The organism is Ruegeria sp. HKCCA5426 (assembly GCF_013034585.1).
In the GTDB taxonomy this organism is placed as follows: Bacteria; Pseudomonadota; Alphaproteobacteria; order Rhodobacterales; family Rhodobacteraceae; genus Ruegeria.
The window spans coordinates 137,001-157,460 of record NZ_WQGH01000004.1 but is presented as its reverse complement, the minus strand read 5'-3'; the positions used below and the strand labels follow the sequence as shown (position 1 = coordinate 157,460).

General features: G+C 57.2%; 18 protein-coding genes. 14 read left to right on the top strand and 4 right to left on the bottom strand.

The features are described from left to right. Positions 1-70 precede the first annotated feature (70 nt). Entirely contained in the window at positions 71-676 is a 606-nt protein-coding gene (gene pdxH, locus GOV87_RS08015; protein ID WP_171211418.1) for a pyridoxamine 5'-phosphate oxidase, read from the bottom strand. A 135-nt stretch (positions 677-811) separates the two neighbouring features. Between pdxH and fabI the strand changes: the two genes are divergently transcribed. From fabI to trpE, 5 genes are all read left to right on the top strand, one after another. After that, complete coding sequence (gene fabI / locus GOV87_RS08010; protein WP_171211417.1) at positions 812-1,618, top strand: enoyl-ACP reductase FabI; 807 nt, start codon at positions 812-814, stop codon at positions 1,616-1,618. Between the two features lie 4 nt (positions 1,619-1,622). After that, on the top strand, positions 1,623-2,132 hold the full coding sequence (gene gpt / locus GOV87_RS08005; protein ID WP_170413262.1) for a xanthine phosphoribosyltransferase: 510 nt from the start codon (positions 1,623-1,625) through the stop codon (positions 2,130-2,132). 46 nt (positions 2,133-2,178) lie between these two features. Continuing rightward, on the top strand, positions 2,179-3,354 hold the full coding sequence (locus GOV87_RS08000) for an aminotransferase (RefSeq protein WP_171211416.1): 1,176 nt from the start codon (positions 2,179-2,181) through the stop codon (positions 3,352-3,354). A gap of 82 nt (positions 3,355-3,436) precedes the next feature. Beyond that, a complete protein-coding gene (locus GOV87_RS07995) occupies positions 3,437-5,278 on the top strand; it encodes a SurA N-terminal domain-containing protein (protein WP_171211415.1) in 1,842 nt (613 codons plus the stop codon). Positions 5,279-5,289: 11 nt separating this feature from the next. Continuing rightward, entirely contained in the window at positions 5,290-6,801 is a 1,512-nt protein-coding gene (gene trpE, locus GOV87_RS07990) for an anthranilate synthase component I (protein ID WP_171211414.1), read from the top strand. Positions 6,802-6,837: 36 nt separating this feature from the next. On the opposite strand, the gene GOV87_RS07985 is transcribed toward trpE, so the two are convergent. Beyond that, the gene (locus tag GOV87_RS07985; RefSeq protein WP_371813480.1) at positions 6,838-8,322 is read right to left on the bottom strand and encodes a divergent polysaccharide deacetylase family protein; all 1,485 of its coding nucleotides are present in this window, start codon (positions 8,320-8,322) and stop codon (positions 6,838-6,840) included. Positions 8,323-8,454: 132 nt separating this feature from the next. Between GOV87_RS07985 and GOV87_RS07980 the strand changes: the two genes are divergently transcribed. From GOV87_RS07980 to lexA, 6 genes are all read left to right on the top strand, one after another. After that, entirely contained in the window at positions 8,455-9,036 is a 582-nt protein-coding gene (locus tag GOV87_RS07980) for an aminodeoxychorismate/anthranilate synthase component II (protein ID WP_171211413.1), read from the top strand. Next, positions 9,033-10,052, top strand: a complete 1,020-nt coding sequence (gene trpD / locus GOV87_RS07975; protein ID WP_171211412.1) for an anthranilate phosphoribosyltransferase — start codon at positions 9,033-9,035, stop codon at positions 10,050-10,052. The genes GOV87_RS07980 and trpD overlap by 4 nt, the downstream gene beginning before the upstream one ends. Next, positions 10,049-10,861, top strand: a complete 813-nt coding sequence (gene trpC, locus GOV87_RS07970) for an indole-3-glycerol phosphate synthase TrpC (RefSeq protein WP_171211411.1) — start codon at positions 10,049-10,051, stop codon at positions 10,859-10,861. Before trpD ends, trpC begins: the two co-directional genes overlap by 4 nt. Next, the gene (gene moaC / locus GOV87_RS07965; protein WP_171211410.1) at positions 10,861-11,334 is read left to right on the top strand and encodes a cyclic pyranopterin monophosphate synthase MoaC; all 474 of its coding nucleotides are present in this window, start codon (positions 10,861-10,863) and stop codon (positions 11,332-11,334) included. The genes trpC and moaC overlap by 1 nt, the downstream gene beginning before the upstream one ends. After that, positions 11,331-12,503: a gephyrin-like molybdotransferase Glp gene (glp, locus tag GOV87_RS07960; protein ID WP_171211409.1), complete on the top strand. Its 1,173-nt coding sequence runs from the start codon at positions 11,331-11,333 to the stop codon at positions 12,501-12,503. The genes moaC and glp overlap by 4 nt, the downstream gene beginning before the upstream one ends. 78 nt (positions 12,504-12,581) lie before the next feature. Further along, the gene (gene lexA / locus GOV87_RS07955) at positions 12,582-13,280 is read left to right on the top strand and encodes a transcriptional repressor LexA (RefSeq protein WP_171211408.1); all 699 of its coding nucleotides are present in this window, start codon (positions 12,582-12,584) and stop codon (positions 13,278-13,280) included. Here the strand turns inward: lexA and GOV87_RS07950 are convergent. After that, complete coding sequence (locus GOV87_RS07950; RefSeq protein WP_171211407.1) at positions 13,274-15,313, bottom strand: ComEC/Rec2 family competence protein; 2,040 nt, start codon at positions 15,311-15,313, stop codon at positions 13,274-13,276. The genes lexA and GOV87_RS07950 overlap by 7 nt on opposite strands. A 78-nt stretch (positions 15,314-15,391) precedes the next feature. On the opposite strand from GOV87_RS07950, the gene gltX reads away from it, so the two are divergent. Continuing rightward, positions 15,392-16,792, top strand: coding sequence for a glutamate--tRNA ligase (gene gltX / locus GOV87_RS07945; RefSeq protein WP_171211583.1), 1,401 nt, complete (start codon positions 15,392-15,394; stop codon positions 16,790-16,792). Positions 16,793-16,913: 121 nt separating this feature from the next. Beyond that, positions 16,914-18,209 (top strand): citrate synthase, encoded by a 1,296-nt coding sequence (gene gltA / locus GOV87_RS07940; protein WP_171124867.1) that lies wholly within the window; start codon positions 16,914-16,916, stop codon positions 18,207-18,209. Positions 18,210-18,262: 53 nt separating this feature from the next. Here the strand turns inward: gltA and GOV87_RS07935 are convergent, their stop codons facing one another. Then, on the bottom strand, positions 18,263-19,357 hold the full coding sequence (locus GOV87_RS07935) for a PA0069 family radical SAM protein (RefSeq protein ID WP_254447334.1): 1,095 nt from the start codon (positions 19,355-19,357) through the stop codon (positions 18,263-18,265). 267 nt (positions 19,358-19,624) lie between these two features. On the opposite strand from GOV87_RS07935, the gene GOV87_RS07930 reads away from it, so the two are divergent. After that, positions 19,625-20,323, top strand: a complete 699-nt coding sequence (locus GOV87_RS07930; protein ID WP_171121556.1) for a B12-binding domain-containing protein — start codon at positions 19,625-19,627, stop codon at positions 20,321-20,323. The last annotated feature ends 137 nt before the right edge of the window (positions 20,324-20,460 follow it).

Below are 20,460 nucleotides of genomic sequence, written 5' to 3'. Positions count from 1 at the left end.
GAATGGCCCGCAATTTCAAGCCGAAAAAATCCTTTATTCTCTGAGTCTTGCATTTCACGATACGCGAACGTCATGGATTCAGCCTTTGAATTTGCCAGGGCGAGCCCGAATGATCGCGTTGCCATCGAAACCGATCGTGCAGTCGAAACGCTCCGTCCGCCCAAAACTCGATCTCGACCGGCTCCAGCCTGTAACCACCCCAGAACGGAGGGCGCGGCGGATTCGGCCCCAGTTTCGCCGTTACTTTGGCAACCTCAGCCATCAAAGCCGCGCGACTACTCAGAGGCTGCGACTGCTTCGATGCCCAGGCCCCCAAACGGCTTTTTAAAGAACGGGACGCATAGTATTCGTCTGCCTGCGGCCCACTCTCGCGTGTTATTGTACCACGAACTCGGATTTGACGCCGCAAAGATTTCCAATGCATCACAAATGCGGCTTTGCCAGCACTGTCGAGCTCAGCAGCTTTGGCGCTTTCATAGTTTGTATAGAAAACAAAAGCGTTCTGTTCGATCTCTTTCAACAGAACCATGCGCACGTTCGGCAAATCAGAATCATCCACGGTTGCCAAGGCAATCGCGTTCGGATCGTTCGGTTCACTATCCCTGGCCTCGTCCAACCACCGCGCCGCGATAACAAACGGATCGGTGCCGGCGAAAATGCCGTCTCGTTCGTTCATTTCCATCCCCTGGAAACTCTTGCCTTCCACCCTAGGGCGAGAACCCGCCTCGGGCAAGAGCGCGCGGCCTTGATGCCGCGCATCCAATGGCATAAACCATCTCAACATGACGCGAAGACAGGCGGAGAACCGAACATGTCAAATCAGTTGATGGCCGGAAAGCGCGGCCTCATCATGGGACTGGCCAATGATAAATCAATCGCTTGGGGAATTGCCCGTGCATTGTCAGAAGCCGGAGCAGAGCTGGCTTTTTCCTACCAAGGGGACGCGCTTAAGAAACGCGTCGACCCTTTGGCGGCGCAACTCGGCAGCGAAATCGTGCTGCCCTGTGACGTCAGCGATGAAGAGTCAATCGACGGGCTTTTCTCGGCGCTGTCGGAAAAGTGGGGCAAGCTGGACTTTGTCGTTCACGCCATTGGGTTCTCGGACAAGAACGAACTGCGCGGTCGTTATGTCGATACATCGCGCGCAAACTTCAAACTGACGATGGATGTTTCGGTCTACTCCTTCACTGCCGTCATGCAGCGCGCCGAAAAGATGATGTCTGAAGGCGGCAGCGCCGTCACCCTCACATATTATGGTGCCGAACAGGTTATGCCGCATTACAACGTCATGGGCGTTGCAAAGGCTGCGCTGGAAGCTTCTGTAAAGTACCTGGCCGAAGATCTTGGCAAGGACGGCATCCGGGTCAACGCGATCTCGGCCGGCCCCATCAAGACACTGGCCGCCAGCGGCATTGGCGATTTCCGCTATATCATGAAGTGGAACGAGTATAACTCGCCCCTGCGCCGCAACGTGACAATCGACGATGTGGGCAAGTCAGCCCTGTACCTGTTGTCAGATCTCAGCAGCGGTGTGACCGGCGAAAACCTGCACGTTGATTCGGGATATCATATCGTCGGCATGAAGGCTGTCGACGCGCCAGACGTTGAGAAGGGTTAACAGCATGAGCGCCAAGGACCGTCTGCCCCACGAAAAAGGTTTTCACATCAGCTGGGATCAGATCCATCGCGATTCCCGTGCTTTGGCGTGGCGTCTAGATGGGCAAGGCCCCGACGACGGCGCATGGCGCGCTGTGGTTGCCATCACGCGTGGTGGCATGGCCCCTGCGATGATTGTCAGCCGTGAACTCGACATTCGAACCGTCGATACCATCAGCGTGCGGTCCTATCACCATCAGGAACAAGGCGAGGCCGAAGTGCTCAAGGCTCCGGACGCGGATTTGATGGGCGACGGAACCGGCGTTCTGATCATCGACGATCTTGTCGACAGCGGAAAAACGCTGGAGCTGGTACGCGCGATGTATCCCAACGCCCATTTTGCGACCGTCTATGCCAAACCCAAGGGTCGGCCAATGGTGGACACCTTCATCACCGAAGTCAGCCAGGACACCTGGATTTTCTTCCCGTGGGACATGGCCCTGCAATATGTCGAACCCTATCGAGGAACCGACTGACGCCAACAGCAATAACACTCAGTTTTCCAACGGTCAGAGAATACAAATGCCCCGGACACGCACTGCCTCAACCTTCGCGCCACCGGTGATGGAGGCGAGGCGTTGGCTAGACGGCGTGGAATTCCCGGAAGATCGCCCGCTTATCAACGTCAGTCAGGCAGCCCCGGTTGATCCACCGCCACTGGCTCTGCGACAGGCAATGGCAGAGTTCGCGATTTCCGAAGATGCGGCCCACCTTTATGGGCCGGTGCTGGGCAATACGAACCTGCGAGATGAACTGGCAGGCCAGATCAGCGCACATTACGATGCAAAGGTTCACCCGGATCAGGTCGCAATAACCTCGGGGTGCAATCAGGCATTCTCAGCGGTGATATCAGCGATCACGGATCAAGACGATGAGGTTATCCTTCCAACCCCTTGGTACTTCAACCACAAAATGTGGCTGGATATGGCTGGCGTGCGTGCGGTTGACCTACCGACCGGCGACGACCTTCTGCCCGATCCTGATGCGGCCCGAGCGCTGCTGACCGATAAAACCCGGGCAATTGCGTTGGTTACTCCCAACAATCCAGGCGGCGTTGAATACCCTGCCGATCTGGTGTTGGCCTTCTACCAGCTATGTCGTGACGCTGGTATCCGGTTGATCGTGGACGAAACCTATCGTGACTTTGACAGCCGCAGCGGGCCGCCGCACGATTTGTTTCAGCAGCCGGGGTGGGAAAAAACTCTGGTGCATCTCTATTCGTTTTCGAAAGCCTACCGGCTGACTGGCCACCGTGTTGGTGCAATCGCCACCGATGTCGCGCTTTTGGCTGAGATTGAAAAGTTTCTGGACACCGTTGCGATCTGCCCCGGTCAGATCGGCCAGTTCGCAGCACTTTGGGGAATGAAGAACCTTCCAGAATGGCTTGCGGGTGAAAGACAAGAAATTCTGGACCGGCGCGCTGCCATTCAGGAACTGCTGCCTGTGTTAACGGACAAGGGATGGCGTCTGCTTGGGCTTGGGGCCTATTTCGCGTATTTTGAGCATCCGTTCGATATTCCGTCTGACGAGTTGGCCCGTCGTCTGGTGCCAGAGGCCGGTGTGCTTTTACTGCCAGGCACCATGTTCACGCCCACGGGCGACCCAGCAGGAAAACGCCAGGTACGCATCGCATTCGCCAATCTGGATCGCACCGGGCTGGGACAATTGTTCGATCGGCTACGTACCCTTTCCTTCTGAGCTTGCCCCCCGGCGGTGCGCGTCGTATTCAGGGCCGCAACCGACGGGGCAGTAACCTGCCACAAAGCACAAAGAGGGCAAAATGGCCGCAGGCATGAAAAACCTTTCGAAGACCTTTGTCTGGATATTGATGGGCCTTCTGATGCTGGGTCTTGCAGGGTTCGGAGCAACCAGCCTGACCGGAACAGTTCGGACAGTGGCGCAGGTGGGCGACGAGGATATCTCGGTCAACGAATATGTGCGTGAGCTTCAGCGAGAAATCCGTGCCGTCGAAAATCAGACCGGTCAACCGCTGCAAATGTCCCAAGCGATTGAGATCGGATTGGATCAGCTTGCCCTATCTCGCCTGACCGCGTTGGCCGCGATTGATAACGAAGTTGGCTTGCTTGGCATTTCGATCGGCGACGAGAACCTGCAAAAGGAAATTCTGGCGATCCCCGCCTTTCAGGGTGTCAACGGCACATTCGACCGCGAGGCCTATCAGTTCCAGCTAGAACAGGTCGGCATGACCGACACAGAGTTCGAGACCGACCTTCGCAAGGAATCGGCCCGTACCATCGTACAGGGCGCAATCATGGGTGGTATTGAGATGCCGCAGGCCCTGACCGATGTCCTGACGGATTTCATCGGCGCACGGCGCAGCTTTACCGTTGCTACGCTGACACCTGATGCCCTGACCACGCCGGTTGCCGACCCGACGGACGCGCAGGTGCAGGCGTACTATGATGAAAATTCCGACCAATTCACCCTGCCCCGCACCAAGCAGCTAACCTATGCAATCCTGTCACCTGACATGCTGTTGGACAGTGTCGAGGTTGACGAGGATTCGGTTCGCCGCCTGTATGACCAGCGCTCGGCTAAGTTTTTGCAACCCGAACGCCGCTTGGTCGAACGCCTTCCCTTCCCGTCCGAGGAAGAAGCAAAAGACGCAATGGCGCAGCTTGAGGTCGGCGGCACGTCTTTCGAGCAACTTGTTCGCGATCGCGAGCTTGAACTTAGCGACGTCGACCTTGGCGACGTGACCCGTGAGGATCTGGAAGGTGCCGCCGACGCTGTTTTCGCGGCAGAACTGGATACCGTCGTCGGACCTTTGCCGTCGGTTTTCGGCCCTGCATTGTTCCGGATCAACGGATCGCTTGCGGAAAACAATACCTCATTTGAAGACGCCGCCCCGATCCTGCGTGAAGAACTGGCAGCAGATCGCGCCCGCCGTCAGATCGAGGCACAGTCCGAAGACATCAATGACTTGTTGGCTGGTGGCGCCACATTGGAAGAACTGGTTGCGGAAACCGAGATGGAGCTGGGCCAAATCGACTGGACACGCCAGAGCGAAGACGGCGTCGCGGCCTATGAAGGTTTCCGTGCCGCCGCCGAGGCAGTTCAAGAAGGTGACTTCCCCGAGGTTGCTTTTCTGGAAGACGGCTCGATCTTTGCGATGCGTCTGAACGAAGTTCTGCCCCGCCGACCTGAACCTCTGGGCACAGCCCGCGAACGCGTGGCTGTCGCTTGGACCTTGGCCGAAACCGGCAAAGCCCTTGAAGAACAGGCAAACGTGGTTCTGAAACAACTGAAGGAAGACGGCGACTTTACCGCCACGGGCCTGCCGTTCCGGGTGGAAAATGCCCTTACCCGCACGGCCTTCCTTGATGACGTGCCTGCCGACTTCATGACGCAGGTATTTGAGATGGAGCCGGACGAACTGCGGGTAGTTCCCGGCGCGGGAACCGCCCTGATCGTGCGTCTGGATGAGCTGTTGCCGCCAGATGAGACTGACGAGCTACGCCAGGCGCAAGAGGCATTGGCCGCACAGTTGAATCAAGCTCTGGCACAGAACATTTTCGACGTTTACGTCCGCGATGCACAGGTGCGCGCGCGCCCCGTCGTGGATCAACGTGCCCTGAACGCCGTGCAAGCGAGCTATTAAAGAGACCAAAGATGGCCCTTACCCCAGAATTCGACAGTTTCGCGCGCGCTTACGAGGCGGGTGAAAATCAGGTCGTTTACACGCGTCTTGCCGCTGATCTGGACACTCCGGTATCGCTGATGCTGAAGCTGACCGGCGCGCAAAAAGATGCATTTATGCTGGAATCGGTGACTGGCGGTGAAGTCCGTGGACGGTACTCGATCATCGGTATGAAACCTGACCTGATCTGGCGATGCCAAGGCGAAACCTCGGCCCTGAACCGCTCGGCCCGGTTCGATCCCGAAGCGTTTACCCCGCAAGATGGCAACCCAATGGACAACCTGCGGGCGCTGTTGACGGAAAGTCGGATTGCCTTGCCCGAAGACCTGCCGCAGGCCGCTGCTGGATTGTTCGGGTATCTTGGATATGACATGGTTCGTCTGGTCGAATATCTGCCGGATGTGAACCCAGACCCGCTTGGCCTGCCGGATGCGGTCATGCTGCGCCCTTCGGTCGTTGCTGTGCTCGACGGGGTCAAGGGCGAGGTAACCGTCGTGTCGCCTGCATGGGTCAGCGAAGGACAATCTGCAAAAGCGGCCTACGCTCAGGCGGCAGAGCGCGTTATGGACGCGGTGCGCGATCTTGAACGCGCAATGCCTGCCGAAACACGCGATTTGGGGGATGCGTCCGAGGTCGCCGCGCCGGTATCCAACTTTACCAAATCCGGCTATATGGAGGCCGTTGAGAAGGCCAAGGAATATATCCGCGCAGGCGATATCTTTCAGGTCGTTCCCGCGCAACGCTGGACTCAGGATTTCCCGCAGCCTCCCTTTGCGCTTTACCGGTCCCTGCGGCGCACAAACCCGTCGCCCTTCATGTTCTACTTCAACTTCGGTGGTTTTCAGGTTGTTGGTGCCAGCCCTGAGATTCTGGTGAGGGTGTTCGGGGATGAGGTTACAATCCGCCCGATCGCCGGAACCCGTCCGCGTGGCGCGACCCCCGAAGAGGACAAGGCCAACGAAGTGGATCTGCTGGCCGACAAGAAAGAGCTTGCCGAACACCTGATGCTTCTGGATCTGGGTCGCAACGATACCGGTCGGGTCGCAAAGATCGGCACTGTGCGCCCGACAGAAGAGTTCATCATCGAACGGTACAGCCACGTCATGCACATCGTATCGAACGTTGTCGGTGAACTGGCCGACGACAAAGACGCATTGGACGCGTTTTTTGCCGGAATGCCGGCTGGCACGGTCTCGGGCGCGCCCAAAGTGCGGGCGATGGAAATCATCGACGAGCTAGAGCCTGAAAAGCGCGGAATTTACGGCGGCGGCGTGGGGTATTTCAGCGCAGGCGGTGACATGGATATGTGTATCGCGCTGAGAACGGCGATCGTAAAGGACCACAAACTCTATATTCAGGCAGGCGGCGGTGTTGTCTACGACAGCGACCCCGAGGCTGAATTCATGGAGACCGTCCACAAGTCGAACGCGATCCGGCGCGCAGCCGCAGATGCGGCGCGATTTACGGGCAGCGGGAACAGTTAAGCCAGAGGCCAATCGCGGATTGGCCTTGCAACAGTGTTATTGAACTTCTTGCATCATGACTGCTGAAATTGGCGCCATGGCGACCCGACCACCGCGATCTTCCAGCCCCCACAACAGCAGGGCAGAGATCGTGTCAGGTCGCAACCTGCCAAGCATAACGACGGTTCCTTCCTGACCAGCGCGAAACGCGGCCTGATCCAGAAAACGACGCATGATTTTCGGGTCCTGCCGGGCGCCATCTATGTCACGAAAGATCACGCCCGACGGGATACCGTTTCGCGCAGCCAGTTTCTGCACTGTGTTCAGACCATTATCCTGCGTAATCAACCCACGCCCTGTGCCACCTGCAATCGCAGCGACCTGATCTGCGAGTTTTCTGTTGCCCTGAATTCCTGTCTCAACACCTTCGAGAATACCAACGGTTTCGGGCAGCATATCCAGCCATACAGACAAAGAGACCTCGGCATCCTGTGCGCTCGCCGCCTTGGGCAAATCTGCCATGGCCAATACCTCGAACCCTGCTGCACGGTGCTTAGCCATCTTTTCGGCAGCGTCCGGATCAGCGGGACTGATGGCAAAACTGATTGGGTACGGGAAATCCTGCAGCGCTTCGGCACCAAACGCACCTTCGTCGTCAATCAGAATGATGGACATCAAGGGTTTCGCTTCGGGATTTTCAAACTCAGCCGAATACGCTTCGATCGGTTTTCCCGTGGCAACAACGGTTCCGCCAGCCGATTCAACAATCGGTGCGTCATCACGCTCGGTCAAGGGCACAATCCGCTTGCCGACCGAATTCGAGCTTGCATCAGTCTGCTCTCCTCCGATCTGGGGAACAGACGCAATTCGCGGCAGTTCGGCCGGCGCGACCTCTTCCTCACCTTCAACTGCGATCGGGTTGTCTTGCGGAAGGGTTTCGTCCTGACCCAGCGTTTCGGCATCTGCGACTTCGTCGCTCTGATCCTGAGGAATTTCTTCCACTTCGGCCTCTTCCACTACAGGCGCAGGAGGTTCAGGGGACTGTTCAGCTACCTCCGGACCCGTTTCTTCCAACGGCGTATCTGGCAACGGTGCAGGTGCTTGCGGCGCGATAGGCGCTTCGGTCGACACGGTCACATCCTGTGCTTCGGTCGGCTGTGTCGCCTGTTCCACCTGAGTCGCCGTATCGTTGACCTGAGGCTGCGTGTCTGTGGCGGTTTCCGCCTCATCCAAACCTGCTAATGTATCGGCCTGTTCCTCGGCCGGTTCAGCGTCTTGCGGTGGAATTTTGACAAGCCCGGCATCGGAGACGCTTTCTTCCACTTCCGAGTCGCTTGAAACTGATTCCACCGGCGCCGGTTCCGGAGCGTCCTCGGCGACAATGGGTTTTCTGGTCAAAGGTGTATTCAGGGACAAAACTGCACCAAGCAGTAACACAACGACCGCGCCTGCGATCATTCCACCCATAAATCCGCCCATAACAATTGCCTCTCGTCTAATTCCTGCTTCGACCGCCAGTGTGCCATCTTGCGCAGCACTCACCTGCCGGTTCGTCAAGAATGGGATGTCCTCTTGACGCTGCCCCGCAAGCCTGAGCATGTATGTGCAAACATTATATCGCGGCTCGGGGCTGCATCACCAGCCCGAAATGCCCAATTCGAGACAAGTGCCCAAATGCTGCTGCTCATCGACAACTATGACTCGTTCACCTACAACCTCGTCCATTATTTAGGCGAGCTTGGCGCTGAAATGGTCATTCGCCGAAACGACGCACTGGACGTGCAGGAAGCGATGGCCATGAACCCGGCCGGTATCCTTCTTAGCCCCGGACCGTGTGATCCCGATCAGGCCGGAATTTGCCTTGCCCTGACCGGAGCGGCGGCTGAAACCGGAACACCTCTGTTGGGGGTTTGCCTTGGGCATCAAACAATCGGGCAGGCGTTTGGGGGAAACGTTGTTCGCTGTCATGAAATCGTACATGGCAAGATGGGCACAATGCACCACACGGGCAAAGGCCTGTTTGCGGGTCTGCCCTCGCCTTTTGAAGCAACGCGGTATCATTCCCTGATCGTAGAGCGGGAAACACTACCCGATTGCCTTGAGGTCACCGCCGAATTGGAAGATGGCACCATCATGGGTCTGCAACACAAAGAACTGCCGATCCACGGGGTTCAGTTCCACCCCGAATCCATCGCTTCCGAGCATGGCCATGCCATGCTCAAGAACTTCCTGACTGAAATGAAAGTCCCTGCATGAGCGACGCTCTTAAACCGCTGATCGGTGCTGCGGCGGACCGACCCTTGTCCCGCACCGAAGCAGAACAAGCCTTTGGCATTCTATTTGACGGTGCAGCCACCCCGAGCCAGATCGGTGGGCTGCTAATGGCCATGCGTACACGGGGTGAAACCGTTGAGGAATACGCGGCAGCCGCCGCTGTGATGCGCGCAAAATGCAATGCCGTCAAAGCCCCGGCGGGCGCCATGGATATCGTTGGAACCGGGGGTGACGGCAAAGGTACGCTGAACATATCGACCGCGACTGCGTTTGTCGTCGCAGGTGCCGGTGTCACGGTCGCCAAGCACGGCAACCGCAATCTCAGTTCAAAGTCTGGCGCGGCCGATGCGCTTGGACAACTGGGCATCAACGTTATGGTCGGTCCACAAACCGTTGAAAAGGCTTTGCAAGAGGCCGGTATTGGTTTCATGATGGCCCCGATGCATCATCCCGCAATCGCGCATGTCATGCCCACCCGCCAAGAGCTGGGAACTCGGACGATATTCAACATTCTGGGGCCGCTGACCAATCCTGCAGGGGTCAAACGGCAACTGACCGGTGCTTTCAGCCGCGAATTGATCCGCCCCATGGCCGAAACTCTGGGTTTGTTGGGATCAGAGCACGCCTGGTTGGTCCATGGCTCTGACGGAACCGATGAACTGACCATAACCGGCGTGAGCTGGGTTGCCTCAGTAGAAGACGGCGTAATCAAAGACGTTGAGCTTCATCCCGAAGATGCCGGACTGCCGGTTCATCCTTTCGAAGATATTATCGGCGGCACCCCCGAAGAAAACGCCGTCGCTTTTCGTGCCCTTCTGGACGGTGCGCCGTCAGCCTATCGTGACGCGGTATTGCTGAACGCCGCCGCTGCGCTGGTTGTGGCGGATGCGGCTGGCGACTTGAAGGAAGGCGTTGCCAAAGCTGCCGAAAGCATCGACAGCGGGCGCGCCAAAGAAAAAATAGCGGTACTGGCCCGCATCACTCAGGAGGCCGCATGACCGAGACGGTACTGGACAAGATCAAGGCTTACAAGCTTGAGGAAGTTGCTTCAGATAAGACGCACAAGTCACTGGAAACATTAGAGAGTGAGGCCAGGTCCGCCCCGGAAGTTCGCGGTTTTGCAAAAGCACTCCAAACCGCGGCGCGTCAGGGCTATGGGTTGATTGCAGAAGTCAAGAAAGCCAGCCCATCCAAGGGCTTGATCCGTGCTGATTTTAATCCGCCTCTACTTGCGCAAGCCTATGAGGAAGGCGGTGCAGCTTGCCTTTCCGTTCTAACAGACGCACCCAGCTTTCAGGGTGCCAAAGAATACCTGACCCAAGCGCGTGAGGCTTGTGGGTTACCCGCGCTGCGCAAAGACTTCATGTATGATCCATATCAGGTCGTCGAAGCCCGTGCTTTGGGCGCAGACTGTATCCTGATCATAATGGCCTCGGTCGAGGACGAACAAGCCGCCGAGCTTGAGCAGACAGCTTTTGATTGGGACATGGACGTTTTGATCGAAGTTCACGATGAAACCGAGTTGGAGCGCGCAACAAAACTTAAAAGCCCGCTGATCGGAATAAACAACCGCAATCTCAAGACGTTCGAAACCACACTTGATACGACAAGACGTCTGTCCAAGCTGGTACCGACAGATCGGACGATCGTGTGTGAGAGTGGCCTCAGCAACCCGGAAGACCTAGCGGATATCGCCCGCTATGGCGCGCGCAGTTTCCTGATTGGTGAAAGCCTGATGCGACAAGACGACGTTGCGCTTGCCACGCGCACCCTGTTGGCGAACCCACTGATACCCGGAGTGATGTGATGCCTTTGACGCATTTTGATGCCCAGGGTCAGGCCCATATGGTTGACGTCTCGGACAAGGCTGTAACCGACCGCGTTGCCGTTGCCGCAGGACACATCAAGATGGCGCAGGAAACCTTTGATTTAATATCCGAAGGTCGCGCAAAAAAAGGGGATGTGCTTGGTATCGCTCGATTGGCGGGGATTATGGGGGCGAAGAAAACGCCAGACCTAATTCCTTTGTGTCATCCCTTGCCTGTGACGAAGGTGGCCGTTGAACTGACGTTAGACCCCGATCTACCCGGAGTTCAAATTGAGGCCACCGTAAAAACATCCGGGCAAACCGGAGTGGAGATGGAGGCGCTTACGGCGGTTTCTACCGCCGCGCTGACGGTGTACGACATGACCAAAGCCGTGGACAAAGCGATGGAGATTGGCGGCATTCGTGTCATCTTAAAAGACGGCGGTAAATCAGGACGTTATGAGGCGTCATGATTACGGTTGAAGACGCGCGAGCACTGCTTTTCGATCTGGTCGAACAACAGCCCATCGAAACGGTTCCGCTGGCGCAGGCCGCTGGACGTGTGTTGGCGCAAGATATCGCCGCGACGCGGGATCAGCCACCCTTTGCGGCCTCATCCATGGATGGATATGCGGTCAAATCGTCCGAAGTGGAACCGCACGCGATGTTCAAGATCGTGGGGGAATCCGCTGCCGGACGCCGGTACGAGGGCCAAGTCGGTGCCGGGCAAGCCGTGCGCATCTTTACCGGCGCACCGGTTCCAGAAGGTGCTGATTTCGTTGTAATTCAAGAAGATACGGAACGCCGTGAAGATCTTCTTACGATCACCGACAATCCCGGCGCCAAGGATAACATCCGCCCGTCTGGCGTGGACTTCAAAGCTGGCACCAAGATCACGTCGCCTCGGCTTTTGCGACCCGAAGACCTTGCGCTGATGGCCGCCATGAATGTCGCAGTGGTTCCGGTTGCGCGCAAACCGTCGGTTGCGCTGATTTCGACCGGAGACGAGCTGGTTATGCCGGGTGAGGTTCCCGGACCGGATCAGATCATCGCGTCAAATACCTTTGGCCTCAAGGCCTTGCTCGAAAAAGCTGGGGCGGATGTTAGAATCCTTCCCATTGCGCGCGATACGATTTCTTCGCTGGAGGCCGCTTTTGGCCTCGCACAGGGGGCTGACCTAGTTGTTACCATTGGTGGGGCATCGGTTGGGGATTATGATTTGGTTTCAGAGGCCTCTACCGGATTGGGTATGGAGAGGTCTTTCTACAAAATCCGAATGCGACCCGGGAAACCTCTGATGGCTGGCCGGTTGGGGGACATACCGATGGTTGGACTTCCGGGGAATCCTGTCAGTGCAATGGTTTGCGGGTATTTGTTCCTAGCTCCCATGGTCTTCCGCATGTTGGGGATTGAACAGGCTGTACCCTCCTTCCGCAACGCTGCGCTGACAGCTCCATTAACAGAGAACGGCCCGCGCGAGCATTACATGCGGGCGGTTTTGGACGAAACCGGCATCCGGGCTTGCGATGATCAGGACAGTTCGTTGCTTAGTGTTTTGGCCTATGCAAACGCATTATTGGTCCGCGACCCCAATGATCCGGCACGCGCTGCCGGAGAGATAGTCAGGTACCTGCCAATCTGAACGGCGCGCAAATCCATTGACACAAAACGTGAACATGCGTAGAACAAAATAAAACGCATGACCGACGAGGTGTGAGCAATGCTGACCAAGAAGCAGTTGGATTTGTTGGAATTCATCCACAAACGCGTGCAAGCGGATGGTGTTCCCCCCAGTTTTGACGAGATGAAGGCCGCATTGGACCTCAGATCCAAGTCAGGCATCCATCGACTGATTACCGCGCTTGAAGAACGCGGGTTTATTCGCCGATTGGCGCATCGCGCTCGTGCGATCGAAATCGTCAAGCTACCGGAAAGTCTTGGCGGTGAGCCAACGGTTGCTTTCAAACCCCGCGTGATTGAGGGCGACAAACCTCTAGGCCCGAGACCGGCGAATTTTGAACCGGTGACGGTCGACGCCATGGAACTGCCCGTAATGGGACGTATCGCCGCCGGTGTGCCGATCGAAGCGATCAGCCATGTGTCGCATCGCGTTGCTGTCCCCGGCAGCATGGTGTCCGGCAAAGGCGAACATTATGCGCTGGAGGTGCGTGGCGATTCGATGATCGACGCGGGCATCAATGATGGCGACGTCGTTGTGATCAAAGAAACCTCTGTCGCGGATAACGGTGATATCGTTGTGGCCCTTGTTGAAGATCAGGAGGCGACTTTGAAGCGGTTCTTCCGCCGTGGTCACGCCATCGCACTGGAGGCCGCCAACCCCGCCTATGAAACCCGCGTCCTGCCCGAAGAAAAGGTCAAGGTTCAAGGCCGGCTGGTTGGTTTGATCCGCAGCTACTGATCGAACTTGTGGTCCTTGTCCTCAAATGGGGACCACAGTCTGTTGCCAATTTCATCTCTACTGGTTCTGAACGTGTTGCCATGGAGCGCAAGGCTCCCGGTATTCGAAAGGCGCTGAGGGTCAAATATCTGGCAGTTGCCCGGCAGGTCCATAGAAACAGCGGATATGATGATCTGATGCTCGGCACACTCGTCAAATGCGCGCGCGGCGCGTTTGCCGGTGATATGGATCAGCTCTTTGCCACGCCACAAATGGCGTTGAACCAAGTTTGACCCCTGAGGCCAACGATCTGCCGATTGCTGCTGATCCACGCCATCCCCGTCGTTCTCTAACCAGACCGTAGCGACAAAACCGCTGCCTTTCCTTTTGCTCACCGCCCTGCCCTTGTCCGTCATGACGCCAACAAGACCTCCGGATTCCGCGACCAGGACTTCGGGGCGATCACCCTGCCCCAAAAGAAGGAACGCGGCCAGGACCACCACCCCACCGATCCACCGCGCGGACCCAAGCCATAGCGCTAGCCACAATGCGCCCAATGCGAACATCGGCAACACATGGAAGGGCGGGCTGACCACGTGACTTTGCGCGCCATCCAATCCGGATACCCAATCCGATACTGTCAGAATCCATTCAAGCCCAAGGCCCATTACACCCAAAGCCACCCCCTCAAGACCAAAGGGGGCGAGCAAGGCGGCGACCACCGCCGACGGAACCACTACGGTTCCCATCACGGGAACAGACAGCATGTTGGCCAACAATCCATAGTGCGACAAACTGTTGAAATGCGCAGCGCCAATAGGAGCCGTCGCCAACCCGGCAATGGCAGACGACAAAAGTAAGCCAATTACAGGCTTGAACCATTTCGGGCCTGGCAAAGGGCCATAGTCACGCAATTCACCAAACACCGCGACCAAGGCCGTTGTTGCTGCGAATGACATCTGAAAACCCGGACTCAGCAGAGTTTCCGGCCGTAAACACAGGACAATAAGGGCCGCAACCGCAACTGCGCGCAGAGAAATCGCGCGGCGGTCGATCAGAACGGCGACCAGCATGACACTTGCCATGATGAAGGCGCGTTCGGTGGCGACATTTCCGCCAGACAGCATCAGATAGATGACAGCCGCAAGCAATGCGCACACCGCCGCCAATTTACGGACCGGCCACCTAAGGGCAATCACGGGCAACGCCGACAGCGCGATCCGGCAAGCAACAAACACAAATCCGGTCAACAGCCCCATGTGCAGGCCAGAAATCGCAAGTAGGTGCGCAAGGTTGGACGCGCGCAGGGTTGTCAGCGTTTCTTGCCCCATGCCGCTGCGGTCGCCAGTGGTCACAGCGGCCGCGAACCCTCCGACCTCACCCGGTAGTTTCGTTCGAACATGGTTGGATATCGCCATGCGCCATGCTGTAATACGCAGGCCAGTTTCGTCAGCAGCGGAAGCCGTCAGAACAGGAACCCGGGTATACCCAACAGCCCCGAGCCCCTGAAACCACGCGTGACGGCGAAAATCGAAGCCGCCCGGCTCAACCGGGCCTTGCGGAGGAGATAGGTGACCTGTGGTCACGATCCTTTGCCCCGGCGACACTGATACATCCGTGCCGTGCAGAGACAGGCGAACCCGCTGGGGGCGCAAGTCCTCCGGCACATCATTCAGCCGCACGTGATCAAGTGTCACCCGCAACGCGTCAGAGGCGGAACGATCAATTGCGACCACGCGCCCTTCGATCGGACCATAGTACCGCCATCCAAGAACCGGTTCCGCTACAGAGTGCGCCCGCGCACCTGCCAGAACAAATCCAGCCGCGACAAGCATACCGCCAATCGCCAAGGACACCCAGACCGAACGCCAGTGTCTGACAGCCCACGCACCCACAGCGATGACGCCCAATAGGGCTCCATAAAAGTGCCATCCCGGTTCAAGCCTGAGCGAGAAATACAGCGCAATGCCTATGGCAAGACACACTGGAGACCACTGGAACAAATGGCCCGTCTGGTTCAGCAATGCCGCCTCGACCCGTGCCAGAACACGCATGGTTGCCCCCGTCCCTCCGGCTCGTTAGACAGGCGCCAAACTATGCCCGACACGGTTACCAAAAGGTTAATCCACAAAATGTCCGATCAGGTCGTCACTCGTTTCGCTCCTTCACCCACCGGCTTCTTGCACATCGGCGGCGCGCGTACTGCGCTGTTCAACTGGCTTTATGCTCGTGGACGTGGTGGTAAGTTCCTGCTGCGGATCGAAGACACCGACCGCGAACGCTCGACCCCCGAGGCGACAGCGGCAATCTTGCAAGGCATGGCATGGCTGGGGCTGGATCATGATGGCGACGTGATCAGCCAATTCGAAGGTGCCGACCGCCACGCCGAGGTTGCCCGTCAATTGCTGGCCGAGGGTAAGGCTTACAAATGTTTTTCGACCCAGGATGAGATTGCAGCGTTCCGTGAACAGGCCCGCGCCGAGGGCACGTCCACCTTGTTCCGCAGCCCATGGCGCGACGCAGATCCTGCGACCCACCCGGACGCGCCCTTTGTGATCCGCATCAAGGCCCCGCAAGACGGTGCAACCGTGATCCGCGATCAGGTGCAGGGGGAAGTAACCATCCGCAACGATCAGTTGGACGACATGATCCTGCTGCGCTCGGACGGGACGCCGGTCTATATGTTGGCCGTGGTGGTAGACGATCACGACATGGGCGTCACCAATGTGATCCGGGGCGACGACCACCTGAACAACGCCGCGCGCCAGATGATGATTTACGAGGCGATGGGATGGGACGTACCGGTCTGGGCCCACATCCCCCTGATCCACGGACCTGACGGCAAGAAGCTGTCCAAACGCCACGGCGCATTGGGTGCGCAAGAATATCAAGCCATGGGTTACCCCGCTGCCGGGATGCGCAATTACCTCGCGCGGCTGGGTTGGAGCCATGGGGACGATGAGTTCTTTACCGACGAACAGGCCAAAGAATGGTTTGATCTTGACGGAATCGGCAAAAGCCCGGCCCGTTTCGATCTGAAAAAGCTCGAGAACCTGTGCGGCCAACACATAGCCGTTGCAGATGATGCTGCATTGCGGCAAGAGATCGAAGCCTATCTTGCCGCGGCTGGATTGCCTGCTCTCAGCAACACACAATCCAGTGATCTACAACGTGCGATGTATTGCCTCAAGGATCGAGCCCGCACCTTTCCTGAACTCCTTGAAAAAGCGCAATTTGTATTGGCATCCCGCCCCATTCAGCCAGATGAGAAAGCCCAAAAAGCCCTTAACTCTGTATCCGATGGTATACTGAATGAATTGACGCCGCAGTTGCAAAATGTTAGCTGGTCGCGAAACGAACTGGAGGATGCCCTGAATTCCTTTGCGGAAGCGAATGGGCTGAAGTTCGGCAAGCTGGCTGGACCCTTGCGGGCGGCATTGGCGGGTCGGGCTGTGACACCTTCGGTCTTTGACATGATGCTTGTGTTGGGGCGAGAAGAAACCCTTGCACGGCTTTCTGATGCAGCAAGTTAAACCAAAGCTTCACATTTGGGTAACGCTGCTCCGCTAACACCCGGACTGCGCGTTTGCGCGCATCCGTTGCCCGTAAGTTCGGACAGCGATCCGACTTGCGCATGAATGAGGAAGGGACACTATGACCGACAGCAATAAATCAGCCACTCTGACAGTCCATGGTGAAACGTACGAGTTGCCGGTTCATTCGCCGACCGCCGGTCCTGACGTAATCGACATCCGCAAACTGTATGGGCAGGCGGGTGTGTTCACGTATGACCCCGGTTTCACCTCAACCGCGAGCTGCGACAGTACCATCACCTATATTGACGGTGAAAAGGGTGAACTGCTGCACCGCGGCTATCCGATCGACCAGTTGGCTGGCAAATCTCACTTCCTCGAGGTGTGCTACCTGCTGCTGTACGGAGAACTGCCGACAGCACCCGTTCTTGAAAAGTTCGAGACGACGATCACCCGCCACACTATGCTGCACGAGCAGATGCAGTACTTCTATCGTGGCTTCCGCCGTGACGCGCACCCGATGGCGATCATGGTCGGCGTGGTTGGTGCGATGTCCGCCTTCTATCACGACTCGACCGATATCTCGGACCCGCATCAGCGCGAGGTCGCCTCGCACCGCCTGATCGCCAAGATGCCGACGATTGCGGCGTGGGCGTTCAAGTATCACACCGGTCAGCCCTTCGTGTATCCGCGCAACGATCTGGACTATGCGTCGAACTTCCTGCGCATGTGTTTCAGCGTTCCGGCGGAAGAATATGAGGTCAACCCGATCCTCAGCCGTGCTATGGATCGTATTTTCACCCTGCACGCGGACCACGAACAGAACGCCTCGACCTCGACCGTGCGCTTGGCCTCGTCCTCGGGTGCGAACCCGTTCGCCTGTATCGCGGCCGGCATCGCATGTTTGTGGGGTCCGGCCCATGGTGGTGCGAACCAGGCCTGTCTGGAAATGCTGGAAGAGATCGGCAGCGTTGATCGAATCCCCGAATTTATCGCCCGCGCGAAGGACAAGAACGACCCGTTCCGTCTGATGGGCTTTGGCCACCGGGTTTACAAGAACTTCGACCCCCGTGCGAAAGTGATGAAGCAGTCGGCGGACGAAGTGCTGGACCTCTTGGGCATCGAGGACAACCCGAAGCTGCAGGTCGCCAAAGCGCTGGAAAAACAGGCTCTGGAAGATCCGTATTTCGCCGAGAAGAAACTGTTCCCGAACGTGGACTTCTACTCGGGCATCATCCTCGAGGCGATGGGCTTCCCGACGTCGATGTTCACCCCGATCTTTGCCTTGTCGCGCACCGTTGGCTGGGTCAGCCAGTGGAAAGAGATGATCGCGGATCCGCAGAACAAGATCGGCCGTCCGCGTCAGTTGTATTTGGGTGAAACCAACCGCGACTATGTGGATATCGAGAACCGCTGATTTGCCAGATTAAAACAAACCGCCCCGGATCAGAACTCCGGGGCGGTTTTGATTCAGAACAGGCAAAGTTGATCTCCGGCCTGCGCTGGTTTGGAAAACAAATCACATCGCAGGGACGGAGTTCGCATCGCAAGACCCAACCGTTTGACGGCCAAGGCGAACCTTTTTGCGATCACCCCTGCGTATTCCCCCTCTCCGCGCATCCGGTGCCCCCAACGCGGATCATAATCCCGCCCCCCGTGCATCTCGCGGAGTTTTGACATGATCTTTTCGGCGCGGGCCGGTTCGTGTTGCTTCAACCAGTCCTGCCACAAGCCCGATACTTCGCGCGGCAACCGCAGCATGATCCAGCTTGCGGCGTCTGCACCTGCATCTCGCCCGGCTTCCAGCAGGGCCTCCAACTCGTGATCTGTTAGCCCTGGGATCAAGGGCGACGTCATGACGCGCACCGGCACCCCTGCCCCAGTCAACCTTCGCATAACGGCTAGACGACGCTGGGGTGATGGCGCGCGTGGCTCCATCCTTCGAGACAGGTCAGCGTCCAAGGTGGTCAATGAAATCCCGACCCTCACCAACCCATCCTGCGCCATTTCTGACAGTATGTCCAAATCCCGCTCGATCAGAGTGCCCTTGGTCACAATTCCGATGGGATGCCGAAACTCCTGCAGAACTGTCAAACAAGATCTGGTGATTGATAGGTCACGCTCAATAGGTTGATATGGATCGGTGTTTGTTCCCAACGCAAGTGGCGCGACCTTATAACCACGCGCCGACAGCTCTTTTCTGAGGACCGCCGCCGCGTTGGGTCGCGCAACCAAACGGGTTTCAAAATCCAATCCCGGGGAAAGGCCAAGATATGCGTGGCTTGGACGCGCAAAGCAATAGACACACCCATGTTCACATCCCCGATAGGGATTAATGGAACGGTCAAAAGGCAAGTCGGGCGATCGGTTATAGGTTATCACGCTGCGCGCAACCTCTTGGCGAACCTCGGTCCGAAGAACAGGAAGATCGTCCTCCGCATCCCACCCATCGTCAAAAGATTCGGTCTCATACCTCTCAAACCGGCCTGCGGAATTTGACAGGGTCCCCCGGGCCTTGATGTTGTGCGAAACCATGATGTTGCCCTTTTGTTCTAACTTATGCATACGCCCGTTCTGCGTCAGCGGCAAGCATTTCGGAAGTTTCGTTGGGAATTGAGCATCCGGACAAAGACCCGCGTACCGCCACCTTTTCTGAACGAAATGCAGGATGTTCATGCAGAAAATGACGTCGAGTTGATCAATAATTTGCCGTATAGGTCGGTCCCGGAACCGCCAAGGTCGCAATCGTCACAGTCGAACTGCGGCGAAATGGCCAAAACGGAAAAAATGCCACCACGGGCGCAATGCCCGAACAGCTCAGGGAAACGCCCCATGTCCGATGAAGAAGACATCGTCCTGTCCGAACTAAACGACGACGAACTGGTCGAACAGATGTTCGACGATCTTTATGACGGCCTGAAAGAAGAAATCGAAGAAGGTGTGAACATCCTGCTGGAGCGCGGATGGACCCCCTATGACATCCTGACCAAAGCCCTGGTCGGTGGCATGACCATCGTTGGCCATGACTTCCGGGACGGCATCCTGTTCGTGCCGGAGGTTCTGCTGGCCGCAAATGCAATGAAGGGTGGCATGGCCATCCTGAAACCGCTGTTGGCTGAAACCGGTGCACCGCGCGTTGGTAAGATGGTTATCGGCACCGTGAAAGGCGACATCCATGACATCGGCAAGAACCTTGTTTCGATGATGATGGAAGGCGCTGGTTTCGATGTTGTGGATATCGGCATCAACAACCCGGTCGAAAACTACCTCGAAGCGCTGGAATCCGAGAAACCCGACATTCTGGGCATGTCCGCCCTGCTGACCACGACCATGCCCTACATGAAGGTTGTGATCGACACTATGGTCGAACAAGGCCTGCGCGAAGAGTATATTGTTCTGGTCGGTGGCGCACCGCTGAACGAAGAGTTCGGCAAAGCGATTGGGGCCGATGGCTACTGCCGCGATGCGGCTGTGGCCGTGGAAATGGCCAAGGACTTCGTTTCTCGCAAACACAATCAACTCGCCGGTTGACAATAGTGACACAGATTTGAACGAGACCGCCCAACCCGGGCGGTCTTTTTGTTGGACGCCTTGAAAAGAACTTCATTATTTTAGAGTTTGGTTTCGTGATGCCGAGCATTGCGATTTAAGCTCGATAAGTGACCAGT

Excerpts from the sequence above, each read along its gene's own strand:
- pdxH (WP_171211418.1), bottom strand. The coding sequence starts at position 676 with ATGAACGAACGAGACGGCATTTTCGCCGGCACCGATCCGTTTGTTATC.
- fabI (WP_171211417.1), top strand. The coding sequence starts at position 812 with ATGTCAAATCAGTTGATGGCCGGAAAGCGCGGCCTCATCATGGGACTG.
- gpt (WP_170413262.1), top strand. The coding sequence starts at position 1,623 with ATGAGCGCCAAGGACCGTCTGCCCCACGAAAAAGGTTTTCACATCAGC.
- GOV87_RS08000 (WP_171211416.1), top strand. The coding sequence starts at position 2,179 with ATGCCCCGGACACGCACTGCCTCAACCTTCGCGCCACCGGTGATGGAG.
- GOV87_RS07995 (WP_171211415.1), top strand. The coding sequence starts at position 3,437 with ATGGCCGCAGGCATGAAAAACCTTTCGAAGACCTTTGTCTGGATATTG.
- trpE (WP_171211414.1), top strand. The coding sequence starts at position 5,290 with ATGGCCCTTACCCCAGAATTCGACAGTTTCGCGCGCGCTTACGAGGCG.
- GOV87_RS07980 (WP_171211413.1), top strand. The coding sequence starts at position 8,455 with ATGCTGCTGCTCATCGACAACTATGACTCGTTCACCTACAACCTCGTC.
- trpD (WP_171211412.1), top strand. The coding sequence starts at position 9,033 with ATGAGCGACGCTCTTAAACCGCTGATCGGTGCTGCGGCGGACCGACCC.
- trpC (WP_171211411.1), top strand. The coding sequence starts at position 10,049 with ATGACCGAGACGGTACTGGACAAGATCAAGGCTTACAAGCTTGAGGAA.
- moaC (WP_171211410.1), top strand. The coding sequence starts at position 10,861 with ATGCCTTTGACGCATTTTGATGCCCAGGGTCAGGCCCATATGGTTGAC.
- glp (WP_171211409.1), top strand. The coding sequence starts at position 11,331 with ATGATTACGGTTGAAGACGCGCGAGCACTGCTTTTCGATCTGGTCGAA.
- lexA (WP_171211408.1), top strand. The coding sequence starts at position 12,582 with ATGCTGACCAAGAAGCAGTTGGATTTGTTGGAATTCATCCACAAACGC.
- GOV87_RS07950 (WP_171211407.1), bottom strand. The coding sequence starts at position 15,313 with ATGCGTGTTCTGGCACGGGTCGAGGCGGCATTGCTGAACCAGACGGGC.
- gltX (WP_171211583.1), top strand. The coding sequence starts at position 15,392 with ATGTCCGATCAGGTCGTCACTCGTTTCGCTCCTTCACCCACCGGCTTC.
- gltA (WP_171124867.1), top strand. The coding sequence starts at position 16,914 with ATGACCGACAGCAATAAATCAGCCACTCTGACAGTCCATGGTGAAACG.
- GOV87_RS07935 (WP_254447334.1), bottom strand. The coding sequence starts at position 19,357 with ATGCATAAGTTAGAACAAAAGGGCAACATCATGGTTTCGCACAACATC.
- GOV87_RS07930 (WP_171121556.1), top strand. The coding sequence starts at position 19,625 with ATGTCCGATGAAGAAGACATCGTCCTGTCCGAACTAAACGACGACGAA.